This window comes from Pseudomonas gingeri (assembly GCF_013385425.1).
In the GTDB taxonomy this organism is placed as follows: Bacteria; Pseudomonadota; Gammaproteobacteria; order Pseudomonadales; family Pseudomonadaceae; genus Aquipseudomonas; species Aquipseudomonas gingeri_D.
Genome location: NZ_JACAQA010000002.1, coordinates 1 through 15,034 on the forward strand (window position 1 = coordinate 1; position 15,034 = coordinate 15,034).

General features: G+C 57.9%; 18 protein-coding genes and 1 pseudogene. 15 read left to right on the top strand and 4 right to left on the bottom strand.

Annotated features, from left to right (window positions below):
- The 7 genes from HX830_RS00525 to HX830_RS00555 form a co-directional block, all read left to right on the top strand.
- Positions 1-865 (top strand): electron transfer flavoprotein subunit alpha/FixB family protein (locus tag HX830_RS00525; protein ID WP_177098626.1); only part of this gene is annotated, 865 nt, incomplete at its 5' end.
- Between the two features lie 25 nt (positions 866-890).
- The gene (locus HX830_RS00530) at positions 891-1,733 is read left to right on the top strand and encodes an FAS1-like dehydratase domain-containing protein (RefSeq protein ID WP_177098627.1); all 843 of its coding nucleotides are present in this window, start codon (positions 891-893) and stop codon (positions 1,731-1,733) included.
- Entirely contained in the window at positions 1,730-2,545 is an 816-nt protein-coding gene (locus HX830_RS00535) for an HpcH/HpaI aldolase/citrate lyase family protein (protein WP_177098628.1), read from the top strand. The genes HX830_RS00530 and HX830_RS00535 overlap by 4 nt, the downstream gene beginning before the upstream one ends.
- Positions 2,546-2,668: 123 nt before the next feature.
- On the top strand, positions 2,669-3,490 hold the full coding sequence (locus HX830_RS00540) for a transporter substrate-binding domain-containing protein (RefSeq protein WP_177098629.1): 822 nt from the start codon (positions 2,669-2,671) through the stop codon (positions 3,488-3,490).
- A complete protein-coding gene (locus HX830_RS00545) occupies positions 3,487-4,332 on the top strand; it encodes an amino acid ABC transporter permease (protein WP_177098630.1) in 846 nt (281 codons plus the stop codon). The genes HX830_RS00540 and HX830_RS00545 overlap by 4 nt, the downstream gene beginning before the upstream one ends.
- A 34-nt stretch (positions 4,333-4,366) precedes the next feature.
- The gene (locus HX830_RS00550; protein WP_152740790.1) at positions 4,367-5,749 is read left to right on the top strand and encodes an LLM class flavin-dependent oxidoreductase; all 1,383 of its coding nucleotides are present in this window, start codon (positions 4,367-4,369) and stop codon (positions 5,747-5,749) included.
- Between the two features lie 20 nt (positions 5,750-5,769).
- Complete coding sequence (locus HX830_RS00555) at positions 5,770-6,102, top strand: TfoX/Sxy family protein (protein ID WP_177098631.1); 333 nt, start codon at positions 5,770-5,772, stop codon at positions 6,100-6,102.
- A 258-nt stretch (positions 6,103-6,360) separates the two neighbouring features.
- Here the strand turns inward: HX830_RS00555 and HX830_RS00560 are convergent.
- Both HX830_RS00560 and HX830_RS00565 read right to left on the bottom strand, forming a co-directional pair.
- A pseudogene (locus HX830_RS00560) lies at positions 6,361-6,488 on the bottom strand (IS630 family transposase); the annotation flags it as partial.
- Positions 6,489-6,499: 11 nt separating this feature from the next.
- Entirely contained in the window at positions 6,500-7,108 is a 609-nt protein-coding gene (locus tag HX830_RS00565) for a TetR/AcrR family transcriptional regulator (RefSeq protein ID WP_103498181.1), read from the bottom strand.
- 94 nt (positions 7,109-7,202) lie between these two features.
- Between HX830_RS00565 and HX830_RS00570 the strand changes: the two genes are divergently transcribed.
- Complete coding sequence (locus tag HX830_RS00570) at positions 7,203-8,084, top strand: SDR family oxidoreductase (protein ID WP_177098632.1); 882 nt, start codon at positions 7,203-7,205, stop codon at positions 8,082-8,084.
- 397 nt (positions 8,085-8,481) lie between these two features.
- Here the strand turns inward: HX830_RS00570 and HX830_RS00575 are convergent, their stop codons facing one another.
- Positions 8,482-9,030 carry a cupin domain-containing protein gene (locus HX830_RS00575; RefSeq protein WP_103498179.1) on the bottom strand — a complete coding sequence of 183 codons (549 nt, stop codon included), beginning with the start codon at positions 9,028-9,030 and terminating at the stop codon, positions 8,482-8,484.
- A 181-nt stretch (positions 9,031-9,211) separates the two neighbouring features.
- Positions 9,212-10,162: an HD-GYP domain-containing protein gene (locus HX830_RS00580; RefSeq protein WP_371317463.1), complete on the bottom strand. Its 951-nt coding sequence runs from the start codon at positions 10,160-10,162 to the stop codon at positions 9,212-9,214.
- 692 nt (positions 10,163-10,854) lie between these two features.
- On the opposite strand from HX830_RS00580, the gene HX830_RS00585 reads away from it, so the two are divergent.
- The 7 genes from HX830_RS00585 (at position 10,855) to HX830_RS00615 (ending at position 15,033) form a co-directional block, all read left to right on the top strand.
- On the top strand, positions 10,855-11,502 hold the full coding sequence (locus tag HX830_RS00585) for a BON domain-containing protein (RefSeq protein WP_103498175.1): 648 nt from the start codon (positions 10,855-10,857) through the stop codon (positions 11,500-11,502).
- A gap of 123 nt (positions 11,503-11,625) precedes the next feature.
- Positions 11,626-13,044, top strand: coding sequence for a F0F1 ATP synthase subunit beta (atpD, locus tag HX830_RS00590; RefSeq protein ID WP_256350377.1), 1,419 nt, complete (start codon positions 11,626-11,628; stop codon positions 13,042-13,044).
- A complete protein-coding gene (locus tag HX830_RS00595; RefSeq protein ID WP_152740889.1) occupies positions 13,034-13,423 on the top strand; it encodes a F0F1 ATP synthase subunit epsilon in 390 nt (129 codons plus the stop codon). Before atpD ends, HX830_RS00595 begins: the two co-directional genes overlap by 11 nt.
- A complete protein-coding gene (locus HX830_RS00600; protein WP_177098634.1) occupies positions 13,416-13,751 on the top strand; it encodes an AtpZ/AtpI family protein in 336 nt (111 codons plus the stop codon). Before HX830_RS00595 ends, HX830_RS00600 begins: the two co-directional genes overlap by 8 nt.
- Entirely contained in the window at positions 13,744-14,040 is a 297-nt protein-coding gene (locus HX830_RS00605) for an ATP synthase subunit I (RefSeq protein ID WP_152740783.1), read from the top strand. Before HX830_RS00600 ends, HX830_RS00605 begins: the two co-directional genes overlap by 8 nt.
- Positions 14,030-14,731 (top strand): F0F1 ATP synthase subunit A, encoded by a 702-nt coding sequence (locus HX830_RS00610; RefSeq protein WP_103498171.1) that lies wholly within the window; start codon positions 14,030-14,032, stop codon positions 14,729-14,731. The genes HX830_RS00605 and HX830_RS00610 overlap by 11 nt, the downstream gene beginning before the upstream one ends.
- A 20-nt stretch (positions 14,732-14,751) precedes the next feature.
- Complete coding sequence (locus HX830_RS00615) at positions 14,752-15,033, top strand: F0F1 ATP synthase subunit C (RefSeq protein WP_100943204.1); 282 nt, start codon at positions 14,752-14,754, stop codon at positions 15,031-15,033.
- Position 15,034 lies beyond the last annotated feature (1 nt).

The window sequence follows — 15,034 nt, forward strand, 5'->3', positions numbered from 1 at the left end:
GAAAATCGGTGGCGATATTCACCTGCTGGTTGCAGGCCAGGGCGTGGGTGCCGTGGCTGAAGCTGCCGCGAAAATCGCTGGCGTGTCGAAAGTGCTGGTGGCTGACAACGCCGCCTACGCACATCAACTCCCCGAGAATATTGCCCCTCTGGTGGCAAACCTGGTGCTTGAACAACACACGATTTTCAGCCATGTCCTGGCTTCGGCCACGTCAAACGGCAAGAACATCCTGCCACGGGTTGCCGCGCAGTTGGACGTCGACCAGATCTCCGAGATCATCTCGGTGGAAAGCGCTGACACCTTCAAGCGTCCGATCTATGCCGGTAACGCCATTGCCACCGTGCAATCGAACGCCGCCGTCAAGGTCATCACCGTGCGTGCCACCGGTTTCAACCCGGTTGCCGCTGAAGGCGGTTTGGCCGCGGTTGAAGCCGTCGCCGCGGCTCATGATGCAGGCAAGTCGTCGTTCGTCTTTGAGTCGCTGGCCAAGTCCGACCGTCCTGAACTGACCGCTGCCAAGATTGTCGTTTCCGGCGGTCGTGGCATGCAGAACGGTGACAACTTCAAGCACCTATATACCCTGGCCGACAAGCTCGGTGCCGCGGTGGGTGCTTCCCGTGCTGCGGTCGACGCCGGTTTCGTACCGAACGACATGCAGGTCGGCCAGACCGGCAAAATCGTCGCGCCACAGCTGTACATCGCCGTCGGTATCTCCGGCGCGATCCAGCATTTGGCCGGTATGAAGGACTCCAAGGTGATCGTCGCGATCAACAAGGACGAAGACGCACCGATCTTCCAGGTGGCCGATTACGGTCTGGTGGCGGACTTGTTTGAGGCTATCCCTGAAATGGCCGCCCTGGCCTGATCACAGGCCGACAGGAGCAATGTGTATGAGCAATATAGATTTTTCGACCTGGATCGGCCGTCGTCAGGAAAGCCAGGATCGGATCAGCTTCAACCTGGTAAAACGCATAGCCGCGACTTTGGGCGAGGAGCCCCCCCTGCCGGGTGAACCGTTGCCGCCCTTGTGGCACTGGGCGTTCTTCCAGGAACCAGTTGTCGCAGGCGAACTGGGTCCTGACGGCCATCCAGCGCTCGGTGGTTTCCTGCCTCCGGCTCATAACCGTAATCGCATGTGGGCGGGTAGCCGACTGGAGTTTTACCAGCCATTACTGGTAGAGGCCAAGGTATCTTGCATCTCGACCATCACCCATGTTGAAGAAAAACACGGGCGTACCGGTTCCTTGCTGTTTGTCACCGTACGCCATGAGTATTTCCAGGACGGCCAGCGTGCCCTGCAGGATGAGCAGGACATCGTCTACCGGGAGCCCTCGCCACCCAAGCTCAGCGGCGCCGAAGCGCTGCCCGAAGGGCAGTGGCAGGAACCGGTCGAGCCCTCCCCGACCTTGCTGTTCCGCTACTCCGCGGTCACCTTCAATGGCCACCGCATTCACTATGACTGGCCTTACGTCACAGAGACTGAAGGTTATCCGGGCCTGGTGGTGCACGGCCCGTTGATCGCTACCCTGAACTTGCAGGCCTTTACCAAGGCGCACCCGACCGCACACCTGAAGCGCTTCAGTTTCAGAGGTGTACGCCCCCTCATTTCACCGCAACCTTTTGAGGTGGGCGGACGATTGCTCGACAGCGGCAAGGCGCAAGTCTGGGCAGGCAATCAGGACGGCACCGCACAGATCGGAGAAATCGAGTTCAGCGAGGAAGAAGCACCATGAGTACGTCGATTGTCCGCTCCGCCCTGTTTGTGCCGGCCACACGTCCAGAACGCATCCCCAAAGCCATCGCCAGCGGCGCGGACCGGGTCATTGTCGACTTGGAGGATGCCGTGCAGGAAACCCTCAAGGAGCAGGCCAGAGACAACCTGGAGCGTTTTCTGAGCGACAGCCCCGAAGTACGTATTCTGGTTCGTGTGAATGCCCCGGGGCACTGGGCGCATGCTGCGGATCTGGACCTGTGCCGACGCCATGCGGGTGTAATCGGTATCTTGCTGCCCAAAGCCGAAAGCGCGGCGCAAGTGCTCACTGCGGGCCAGACCGGCAAACCGATCTGGCCGATCATCGAGAGTGCCAGGGGCTTGGTTGCTCTCAGCTCCATTGCCAGCGTCCAAGGCGTTGAGCGCTTGTCGTTTGGCAGCCTCGATCTGGGACTGGACCTGAGTTTGACCACTGGCAGCCGTGCCGCAGAAGAAATCCTTGGCCAGGCCCGCTATGCCGTATTGCTGAACACTCGAGTGGCTGGACTCTCCCCGGCACTGGACGGCGTATTTCCGTCCATCCAGGACAGCGCAGGCCTGCACACCGCCGTCCAACTTGCCCGTGACATGGGCTTTGGTGGTGCGCTGTGTATCCATCCGACCCAGGTGACCATTATCCATCAGGCGCTGAAACCCAGTCGTGAGGAATTGGTTTGGGCACAACGCATCCTCGAGGCCGCCGGCTCAGGTGAAGGCGTCTTCGTACTGGATGGGCAAATGATCGATGCGCCGGTCATGGGCCGCGCGCAATCCATTCTGGCCCGCGCGACCTGATTCCACAGAGCCCCACGATATAGCCCAATGCAAGATTAATATTCATTTTAAGTATTACAAATCAATTTTATAGTGCGTTTAAATCTATTCAGTCTTTTTAAACAACTGCCTGAGTAATCGCCTTTGAAAAAAACAGTCCTTCTACCGCTGGGTCTCGCTCTGCTTGCGAACTGCTCACTGGCACTGGCCGGCTCCACCCTTGATCGAGTGACAAAAAAAGGCGAGCTCGTCGGTGTCTTGATGGAAAGCTACCCGCCCTTCTCCTTTCTCAACGATCAAAACCAGCTGGATGGTTTTGACGTCGATGTCGCCAAGGCCGTGGCACAGCGTCTTGGGGTGAAGCTGCATCTGGAAACCCCTTCATGGGATGTGATCGCGGCAGGCCACTGGAGCGGACGCTATGACATATGCGTCTGCTCGATGACCCCGAGCAAGGCACGCGCTGAAGTGTTTGATTTCCCGGTGGAGTATTACCAGTCGCCGGCGGTCATTGTGGTGAACGCCAAGAACAATGACATCGCCTCGGGCAAGGACCTCTCGGGCAAGAAAGTCGGCGTGATCAGCGCCTCGACCTACGAGGCCTACCTGAACAAGGATCTGGTGATCGAGGGTGCCGAGGACAAACCCCTGAAGTACCCATTCGATCAGGTCCAGGTCGCGCCCTACGACAATGAAACGGTGGCCTTCCAGGACCTCGCCCTGGGAACCGGCGTGCGTCTTGACGCCATGGTCACCAACCTCATCACCGCCCGCGAACGGATTGCCCAGGACCCTCGTTTCAAGATTGCCGGCGACACCTTGTATGCGGAACCCAACGTCGTGGCCGTCGAAAAAGGCGATGCGCAATGGAATGCCAAGATCACTCAGATCGTTGCCCAGCTTAAAGCCGACGGGACACTCAGCAAGATTTCGCAGAAGTGGATCGGTACCGATATCAGCCAATGACAGCCTTTGAGCCAACACCCACGCCCGTGACTTCGGCAAGCGAAAGCAAGCAGCGCCGCTGGCACCCTCTATTGAGTTTCCGGGCCCGGCTGTATCTGACCTGGGCGGTCATGCTCGGACTGTGCGTGCTGTTTTTCATGAGCTTCGATCTGAAGTTCTCGATCATTCTGGATAAATGGCCGAACCTGGTCGGCCTGCGCCTGGGACCGAACGGCTTTCTGCAGGGGGCGGCACTGACGTTGTTCCTGTGCTTCTGTTCGATCTGGCTGTCGCTGCTACTGGGCTTCGTGACGGCCTTGGCACGCTTGTCATCCAGCGCGGTAGCCTTCGGCGTGGCCAGTTTCTACGCCTCGTTTTTCCGCGGTACGCCCCTGCTGATCCAGATACTGCTGATCTACCTGGGCCTGCCGCAACTGGGTGTGGTGCCCGGGGCGATCAGCGCGGGCATCATTGCGCTTTCGCTGAACTACGGCGCCTACCTCAGCGAGATCTTTCGCGCGGGCATCATGGCCGTGGCACCCGGTCAGCGGGAAGCGGCAGCCGCCCTCGGCCTGCGCCCCACGGCGACCTTCCTGCACATCGTCCTGCCGCAAGCGATGCGCACGATCATTCCGCCGACCACCAGCCAGTTCATTTCCATGCTCAAGGACTCCTCGCTGATCTCGGTCATGGGCGTCTGGGAAGTGATGTTCCTGGCGCAGTCGTATGGCCGCTCCTCCTATCGCTATATCGAAATGCTCACCACCGCCGCAGTCATCTATTGGCTGCTCTCCATCGGTCTGGAGCTGATACAGGTACGCCTAGAGCGCCATTACGGCAAAGGGTTCAAGAACCAGCGGTGAGTCCACCCCTTCAACGACTTTTTCAGGAACGAAGATGTCCGATCCAAAACCTCTATTGTTTGCCCTCTACGAACAAGCCAGTGTCGGCTGCGGCGGTGCGCCAAGTCTCTGGACGCACCCGGCCGACGAACGCCTGGCCATCAACTCCCTGGGCTACTGGACAAACCTGGCGCGCATTGCCGACCAGGCCAACCTCGACATGCTGTTCTTCGGCGATGTGCTGGGCTTCTACGACGTCTTTGGCGGCAACGCCGATGCCGCGATGAAATGGGCCGTGGAGGCGCCGGCCAACGATCCGCTGATGATCATTCCGGCCCTGGCAGCGGTCACCGAGCATCTGGCCTTCGGTGTCACGGTCACCACCAGCTACGAACACCCCTTCACCCATGCCCGGCGCTTCAGCACCCTGGATCACCTGACCAACGGCCGCGTGGGCTGGAACATCGTGACCTCCTATCTCTCCAGTGCCGCGCGTAATTTCGGCCTGGAACAGATGATCAAACACGATGACCGCTATGAACGCGCCGAAGAGTTTCTCGATGTGGCGTACAAACTCTGGGAAGGCAGCTGGGCCGACGATGCCGTGGTGGCCGACAAGGCTCGCCAAGTGTATGCACGGGGTGACCGGGTACGACCGATCAATCACGTGGGCGAGCATTATCGAGTGGCCGGACCGCATCTGACCTCGCCGTCGCCACAGCGCACACCGCTGCTGATCCAGGCCGGCTGGTCGGGTCGGGGTCGTGAATTCGCGGCCAAGCATGCCGAGCTGATTTTCATCGCCAAATCCAACCCCCATGAAATTCGTCAGGGGCTGGAAGACATCTGGGCCAAGGCCCAGGCACGCGGCCGTGAGCGTGAGGATGTGAAGTCCCTGACCGTGCTGCGGATTGTCACCGCCAAAAGCGAGATTGAAGCCCAGCGCAAATATGATGTTTTGCAAAGCAACTACCATCTTCAGGCGCAACTGGTCAGCTATGCCGGCGACACCGGTATCGATATCAGCCGCTATGCCGACAGTGATGCACTGTCGACCCATACCGAAGGCTTGACGTCCTACGTCATGCACCCCGATGGCAGTGGCAAACCTTTGACGGCAGGCGACGTAAAACAGCGCTTTGCCAAGGTCACCCGCGGCAGCGACCTGATCCTGGTCGGCACCCCGCAACAGGTCGTCGACCGGATCGAGGAGCATGCACGTATCTCCGGCACCAGCGGCTACATGATCAATCCGTTGATCAGTCCCGGCTCGCTTGAAGACTTCGTGGAGTTGATCATTCCTGAATTGCAAAAGCGCGGCCTCTACAGAACCCAGCCCCATAGCGGAACCTTCCGGTCCAGGCTGAGGGAAGATGGCAGCAACCATTTACCCGACTCGGCCTACGGAGCATCATTTCGTTTCGGCAGGAAGCTCTAGGGCATAGGAAGGTACGACTCATGGCTAGCGACCCCGGACTCGAAGAACTGATGCGTGACCAACTTTCCATCGTGGAAGGATTGTCGGAAAAAGCCATGTTCGGGGGGCTGGCCTGGTTGATGAACGGCCATTTGTTGTGCGCCGCGCGGAATGACGGCGCGCTGATCCGGCTGGGCAAGGATTACGACCGAGAGGTACTGGCTATCAGCGGCATCACCCCGATGATCTCAAGAGGACGCATCATGGAGGGTTGGCTGCGCGTTGAATCGGAAACCTTCGCTGACGACTTGCTGGCACAGAAGCTTTTGGCAGAGGCTGTCGCGTTTGTCCGAACCCTTCCTCGGAAGAAATAAGCGTCCCGACCCACCACGCAAAGCAAGGACGGCTAAATTCGATCGATGCCCCATGCTCCTGCGCAGCGCGCTTGCGCAGTACCAGGCGCGTCGGCATAAGAAGGCTCAGAGACCTTACTGGTTGTCCTGGCGAAACGGTTCCTCAACACTCGCCACTGGAACCTGAAATGCCAAAGCTTGGAGCCATGGGTGGGCACCACGAGCGAAAGACCTCGGCCATCACACAGGCAGTAGCTACATTTTTGAGGTCTGGCCTGCCGAACGAGAACAACCTTGAGCGGTTAGCAAAATCATCCGCGCCCGACGAACGTCGCGCGGACTGATCTTATGCGCCGACTCAGTTCAATTTGTTCGTCTTCCCTGAGCACGATGCCCTGAGAGCTCATGTGATCACTAGTCATCCCAACATAGAAAAAGCGACTACTAGTATTTTCTTTACAATTTGTGGATCCTCACCACGAGAGATCTGTGACGAAGCATTACTTAACTGTGCATCGATATAGGCAGATGCAAACTCTGATGACATGTCTGCAGAAAACTCACATTTGGCCTTTGAACGTTCCACCCATTTCCAGTAAGCAGTTGATGCTTGCGCCTGAATGAAATCAATTTGTGCTCGTGCTGCTTCACCCAAGTGCGTGCGTGATTCGCGCATTTTTATCAAAAGGCATCCCTTTGGGATCTCCTGACTATCACTAACCGAGGTGGCAAATGACACTAAGTTGTCAAGCGCCTCTCGAAACGGCATTTCTGTATTTAACATCTGCAGCACAGGATCTAGCACCTGCTCCTGATATTTAAGAATAACAGCTTTCATCAAGCCATCTTCATTCCAAAATTCACGATAAAGACCTGGCTTCGATATATCACATCTTCTGCAAATTTCATTAAGGGATAAGTTGCCTATGCCCTCTTTCCAATAGGCATCCATTGCCACATCCAAAACGTGATCACGGTCCAGGGTCTTAGGTCGTCCCCTTGAAGGCTTTGTTGGATTTGAGCTCATTTCGTACCACCTGGTATTTTAACTTGACATGCGATGCCCTGCCACCTTATTGTACCAGTCGGTATTTAATTGACAAGCCACCAGGAAAGAAAATATGAGTGACGCACAAAAAAACGTAATCATCACAGGTAGCAGCAGTGGATTTGGCCTAAAAGCAGTGAAAGATTTTGCAGATAAGGGCTACCGAGTGTTCGCCACCATGCGTGGCACAGAAGGCAAGAACGCCGCAGTCAAGACCGAGCTGGAAGCGTATAGCAAGCTCATCCATGTTGTAGATATGGATGTCACCAGCGACGAATCCGTCAAAACAGCCATTGAAAGTTTGCTGGCTAAAGCGGGCAAGATTGATATTTTGATTAACAATGCAGGCGTAATGTACCTTGGCATTACGGAGGCATTTAGTATTGCCCAAGCCAGGGAACAGATGGAAACCAACTACTATGGCGCTATGCGCATTATACAGGCTGTCTTGCCCGCTATGCGGGAAGCCAAGTCCGGTCTGATCATTAACACCTCATCAATGGTCGGCCAGATTTCGGCGCCGTATTTCTCTACATACGCCGCCACCAAGCATGCTTTGGAAGGCTACGTCCAAGGCTTACGTTACGAAGTGGCGCCCTTCGGCATTGATATTGCCATCGTGCAACCAGGCCCGTTCCCTACAGGTCTAAGTGCAGGAGGGCAAGAGCCTTCCCGTATTGACGTGCTGGACAGCTATGGTGAATTAGCAAAGATACCTGCCGCTATGTTCGCAGAGTTCGCGAAATTTATGCAGTCTGACCAAGCACCAGATCCACAGTTGGTCGTAGATACTTATTTAGCGCTAGCAGATATGCCTGCTGGCAAACGCCCTACACGCACAGCGGTCGGCATGGTTTGGGGTGTTGATGAAATTAACGCTGCCAAGCAACCCATTCAAGACCGTGTTTTAAAAGAAATGCAACTAGAAAATATTTTAGGCGGTGCTGACGTCTAATCTCCAGTATCAGGGCAAGCTGTTTCTTGCCCTGTATCAGCCATATTACAATCGCATTCTTCCTCGGGAGGCGTTCAGTAGCAGTTCTAAGGCAAGATGACTCGGCAATGGCACACCTATAGAGAGCTCGTAAAGAGCAAGGTTGGACAAGGTCGCTGGCATCCATTTCGCCTTATGGGATTAGCCGTTCAGCCATAAGACAGACCTAGAACCGAGTCCGTGGTCAAACCCGCGACCACAGACTCGTTGTCAGATTGCGGCCCTCTGCACGCACCTCTCCGCGATTGGTTTGCCAGATCCCTCACGGGCAAATGCGGAGAAAAAGCGCAGGTCTTCCCAATCAAGCAAATTGAACCCCAGGCAGAGGCATGGGGGGACCGACGCACGAGGATAGCGATCAAAAGTTCGCCGGTGTGTTGGCGCTGATGATCTCGGCTTCATCCTGGCCGATGTTGCGAAAGCTATGGGGGAGCGTCGTCGGAAAGTAATACCCGTCCCCGGCCGTCAGCACGCTGATCTTGCCGTCCACCGTCAGCTCAATCGTGCCGCGCGTGACCAACCCGCACTCCTCGCCGATGGCATGCACGATCGGCTCTGCCCCTGAGCCTGCCCCGGGGGCGTACTGCTCGCGCAACATGCGCATTTGCCGACCAGGCACCTGGGCACCGACCAGCAGCAACCTGAGTCCGTCACGGCCCAGATCAGGTTGTTCGTTGGCGCGGAAGATATAGCGCTGCTCCTCCACGGGCTGATCGAAGGAGAAGAAGTCCGCCAAGGTCATGGGAAACCCTTCGAGGAGTTTTTTCAACGAACTGACCGAGGGGCTCACGCGATTTAATTCGATCAACGAAATCGTTCCATTGGCCAGGCCACTGCGCCTGGCCAGCTCCCGCTGGGATATCTTGTAACTTTCTCGTACAAGCTTGAGTCGTGAACCGGTATCCATGACAGCCCTATTCAGAACCTGAGGGTTGCGAGGGGCGGCCTGCTGGTGTCGTACGAAAATATTTCCGCGCCCCCAAATTGTCGCCTGATTAGACCATGTTTGCAGGCGCGGAACCTAGCCGCCCGACTCATGTCATGGTTCGACGAACGGCATGCGCAGACGCTAAAGCCCGGCGCTTTCGTCAGGATTGTTGGGGTTTGCTCTCTTCCTGCCACAATAAGTCGGTGTCTTTGAACCTGTAGCGCTGGACAGGCACACGCGTACAGATCCGGTCCTTCTGCAACGGATCACTCAGGTCCACGAGTTTGGGTGTTATATGGACATTCAAGACCGGCACATAGAACAGCTTCACCTTGGGGGTCAAGAGCGAATGACTGTTCTGTTCAACAACAACGCCAATGCGGCCACTTTTCAGTTGAACAAGCGACCCCACGGGATAAATACCCACGCACTTCAAGAAAGCTCGAAATACTTCATCGTCAAAGTGCCCTTCCCACGATGACATTTTCTGGACCGCAACGGCTGGATCCCAGCCCTCGTTATAAGCACGATCGGAGGTGATCGCGTCATAGACATCACAAACAGCGGCCATCCGGGAAAAGAGGCTGATCTGCTCACCGGCCAATTGATGCGGGTAGCCCTGGCCATCGAACCTTTCGTGATGGTGCAGGCATACATCCACAACCATTTCGCACACCTGCGAGGTGGCCGACAGTGTTTTTTCTCCTTCCAGAGGGTGGGTACGAACCAACTGCAATTCCTCGTCGGTCAATCGCCCGGGTTTGTTGAGGACGGCGCCAGGGATGGCCATTTTTCCAATATCGTGCAACAGGCCGGCGAGCCCCACTCTGCGGATCAATGCTTCAGGCAGGCCCAGTTGATTGCCCAAGGCGATCATCAGGGCGCAGACGGCAACCGAATGCATATAGGTGTAATCATCGAGACTTTTCAGACGAGCCAGGCTGATAAACGCGTCGGGGTGGCGTGAAATCGAACTGGAAATGTCATCGACAAGTGCACCGATGCTTTCCAGTTCCAGGGCACGGCCCATGCGCGCGTGCCTGAACATCTCAACCACGGCGGCGCGGGATTTTGCGCAGAGGCTCCTGGCGGCAACCAGCTCGTCGTTCATCGCTATTCGCGGGGGCTGCGGGGAACTGGAAGCGTCATGGGGAGAGGCTGAGGCTGATAAAACGCTGCTGTCTGGCGTTTCACTGGCGCACCCCATCACGCAATCAACTTCCAACTCGGAGTGAGTGGGTCGATCCCTCCAAAAAGGCCTTGCCTCGCTGTCGGGCGCCGCCTGACAGAACTCATGACATTTCAACATGACCTGCCCTCGTTGAATTTTATTCTATGGCACTTCTAACAGTATCAAAGCCGGGGTAGGTCATGCCTTTTCGCCCACCGCCGCTCTCTCGGTCGGGGCATCTCCTTGTCGGCGTACCGACATCTCGACTACCTGGGAAAGATACTGGCCCAACAATGGCACCCTCACCATCGGTGAATCCCTATTCCGGGATAGGAACAACGGAAACAGGCTAGGAAAATCCCTACACCACCGTGAAAATCCGCTTATCGACAAGCTGTAAATCATTATCGAATGTATATAGATGCGGGACAATTCGCGCCTGATAGTCAGGCAGGGTCGAGACGGGCAAAGCGGGCAAGCGCTACGACACCACGCACGCGCAAGACACGACATCGGGATCGACCTCAACAAGGCATTGTTGATTTAGCTCAATGATTTTCCGGTGCTCAGGCGTAGAAAAGATTGACGGGTTCTCGCGACCCTCCCCCGTGCATCAGCCAGAGGACACCCTCATGAGCGATTTGAGTCTGCGCAATACCATAATGGAAGAGCTTGAGTTCCACCCCGAAATCGACGCCGCCAATATTGGCGTGGCGGTGGACAACGGTGTTGTCACGCTCTCCGGTCATGTCAAAAGCTACGCTCAGAAAGTCAGCGCCGAACAGACGGTCAAAAGCGTCAGGGGCGTTCGCGCGGTGGCGGAAGAAATACAGGTACGGCTGGCCAAAGGCGCCGGCATGGACGACGACACCATCGCCAACCGCGCCTTGAATATCATCACCTGGAGCTCCGATATTGCCGAAGACGCCGTCAAGGTCATTGTGCAGAAAGGCTGGATCACCCTGGAAGGCGAAGTGGACTGGCAGTATCAGAAAGAAACCGCTGAACGGGCCGTGCGCAAGCTGTCCGGTGTGCTGGGTGTGAACAACCAGATCACCCTGCGCGCGCGGGTGGACGTTGTCGATATCCAGCAACGCATCGAAGAAGCCCTCAAGCGCAATGCCGAGCTCGATGCCAAGGGCATTCACGTCGAGGTCGATGGCGATGTCGTGAAGCTCGAAGGCAAGGTTCATCTATGGCGTGAACGCCAGTTGGCCGCCCGGGCAGCCTGGTCGGTGCCCGGCGTGAGAAAAGTACAGGATCACTTGCTGATTGCCTGATTCAATCGCCCGGAGGACAGCCATGCCGGATGCAGTCGTTCACTTGAGCCGTGTCAGCATCGAGTTCAGCCAGGAATGTGGCGTCCCGGTGGTTGGATGCTTATGGGCAACCCCATGAACAACATGGCCGGCTTCTCGAACCTGGGGGTCATCGTGTCAGTACGGGGCAGCGTCGTCGATATTCACTTCGAGTCCCTGCTTCCGCCGATACACTCGCTGTTGCATGCCGGAGTGGACGGCAAGGTTTTTATTGAAGTCTTTGCCCAACTCGATGCACAACGGGTGCGTGGCATCGCCCTGACCCCCACCCAGGGACTCGCCCGGGGTATGCCGGTCGCGGATAGTGGCGGGCCGCTATTGGCCCCCATTGGCAAGGAAATCCTGTCACGGATGTTCGATGTCTTCGGCAACGCCATCGACCGGCTGCCGGCACCCGAGGTGGATTGGCGCAGCGTGCATTGCCCACCGCCCCCGCTCGCGCACCGTACGACCCAATCCGAAGTGTTCGAGACCGGCGTGAAAATCATTGACGTCCTGATGCCACTGGAACGTGGCGGCAAGGCCGGGTTGTTTGGCGGTGCGGGAGTCGGCAAGACAGTGCTGCTGACCGAGATGATCCACAATATGGTCGGCCAGCACGAAGGGGTCAGCATCTTCTGTGGCATTGGCGAGCGCTGTCGCGAGGGCGAAGAGCTTTATCGCGACATGAAGTCGGCCGGCGTGCTCGACAACATGGTGATGGTGTTCGGCCAGATGAACGAGCCACCGGGTGCCCGCTTCCGGGTCGGCCATGTGGCGCTGACCATGGCCGAGTATTTCCGCGACGATGAACACCGTGACGTGCTGTTGCTGGTCGACAACATCTTCCGCTTCATTCAAGCCGGCATGGAAATCTCCGGGCTGATGGGGCAGATGCCCGCCCGCCTGGGCTATCAGCCGACCCTGGGGACCGAGCTGGCCCAACTGCAAGACCGTATCGCCAATACCGACTCCGGTGCCATCACCTCGATCCAGGCGGTGTACGTCCCGGCGGACGACTTCACCGATCCGGCCGCGATGCACACCTTCTCGCACCTGTCGGCGTCCATCGTGCTTTCGCGCAAACGGGCCAGCGAGGGGCTCTATCCCGCCATAGATCCACTACAGTCAAACTCGAAGATGGCGACGCCCGGGGTTATCGGCACGCGACATTACGCACTGGCCCAGGAGATCCGCCGCACGCTGGCGCAATATGCCGATCTCAAGGACATCATCGCCATGCTCGGCCTCGAACAATTGTCGAGCGAAGACCGCAATGTGGTGGCGCGTGCACGCCGGCTGGAGCGTTTTCTCACCCAGCCGTTTTTCACCACGGAACAGTTCACCGGCATGCAGGGCAAGCTGGTCAGCCTCAAGGACGCCCTTGACGGCTGCGAGCGTATCCTGCGAGACGAGTTCAAGGATGTGCCGGAGGCGGCGTTGTACATGATTGGCCGTATCGACGAAGCCATGGACAAGCACGTCCCGGAGGTGGGAAATGCCGTCAACCCGCATGCATCTTAAGATTCTGCTGCCCTTCAAGGTCTTCGCCGAGGAGCACGAGGTCCTGCGCATCGTTGCCGAATCACTCAGTGGCGCCTTTGGCCTGCTGCCCAACCGGCTCGACTGCGCCGCGGCCCTGGTGCCGGGCATCCTGACCTATGAAACGAGGGAGGGAGGCGAAGTCTGCCTGGCGGTCGACGAAGGCGTGCTGGTTAAAACCGGTGGCGAAGTCCTGGTGTGCGTGCGCGATGCGATCGGCAATATGGACCTTGCGCAGCTGCGCCAGGTGATCGAACGGGAGTTCCTCAGCCGGCACGAGCAAGAGCAAAGCGTTCGCTCGGCCTTGGCTAAACTGGAAAGCAGCTTCATTCGCCGCTTCGCCGCCCTGCATCATGAGTGACGACGAGAAAAAGCCGACACCCGGCGAAAAGGCCTTCAGCCAGCAAGTCGGCAGCAAGGCGGCCCGCAAACTCAAGGCTCAACGCCATAGGACGCGGACCGTCTGGTCAGGCCTGGGGATGATGGGGCTGATCGGCTGGTCGGTGGTGATTCCCACCCTGCTCGGCGCGGCCGCCGGCCTGTGGCTGGATGACCGCTACCCGGGCGGGCGCTCATGGACGCTGGCACTCATGGCCGCCGGCCTGGTGCTGGGCTGTTTCAATGCCTGGCATTGGGTCGCCAAGGAAGAGCGCGAAATACACGAACAGGAGACCGATGACGATGAATGAACTAAACCTCTTGGCGCCCCTGCTGGCCGGTGTGGTGCTGGGTGTCGTGTTTTTTGGCGGCCTGTGGTGGACGGTTCGGCGGGCGATGGCGTCGCCGTGGGTCGGGCTGTGGTTTTTTGCCAGCCTGCTGGTGCGTACAACCATCGTGCTGGTGGGCCTCTACCTGGCCTGCGGCGACACCTGGCAACGCTGGCTGGCCGCCTTGTCCGGCTTTGTCGTGGCACGCCTGCTCATTATGCGGCTCTCGCGCCCGGCAGTGGTGAACCTGGAGGGTGACCATGCACCTTAGTCCGGACGACATCGTGCTGTGGCAATACGGCCTGTTCAAGATCAACGCGACCATCGCCTTCACCTGGGGCCTGATGCTGGTGCTGACACTGGGTTCCCATCTGATCACCCGACGTCTGGCGACAGGGCTGGAGCGCAGCCGCTGGCAGAATCTGCTGGAAATTGTCGTGACCGGCATCGTCACGCAGATCGGCGAAGTCGGCCTGGTCCAGCCGCGCAAATACCTGGGGTTTCTCGGCACCCTGTTCCTTTTCGTGGGAACGGCCAGCCTCTTCACCATCGTGCCCGGCTACGAGCCACCAACCGGCTCCCTGTCGACCACCGCGGCACTGGCTATTTGCGTGTTTATCGCCGTGCCGTTGTTCGGTATCGCCGAAAGCGGCCTGGCTGAATACCTGAACGCCTACCTGAAACCGACGGTGATCATGCTGCCGTTCAATATCGTCAGCGAATTGTCGCGCACCCTGGCACTGGCGGCCCGGCTGTTCGGCAACATGATGAGCGGCACGATGATCCTGGCCATCCTGCTGACCATCACCCCCTTCATCTTTCCCGTGCTCCTGAGTGCCCTGGGACTCTTGACCGGCATGGTCCAGGCCTACATTTTCAGCATCCTGGCGGCGGTCTACATCGCCGCGGCAACCCGCTCGCGCAAATCACCCAGAACCCCTGAACCTGCCTCAACCACATGACCCCCCCGGAAGGCGTGACCATGGACAGCATGACAATTATCGCAGTGGCTTCGATCATTACCTCGGGCCTGACCATCGCCATCGGCAGTATCGGCCCGGCGCTCGGCGAAGGTCGCGCGGTGGCCACCGCGCTCAGCGCCCTGGCGCAACAACCCGACGCATCGGCCACCATTACCCGCACCCTGTTTGTCGGCCTGGCGATGGTCGAGTCGGTGGCCATCTATTGCTTCGTCGTCTCGATGATCCTGATTTTCGCCAATCCATTCTGGAGCCACGCCATCGCCCAGGTCGCTGGAAAGTAGA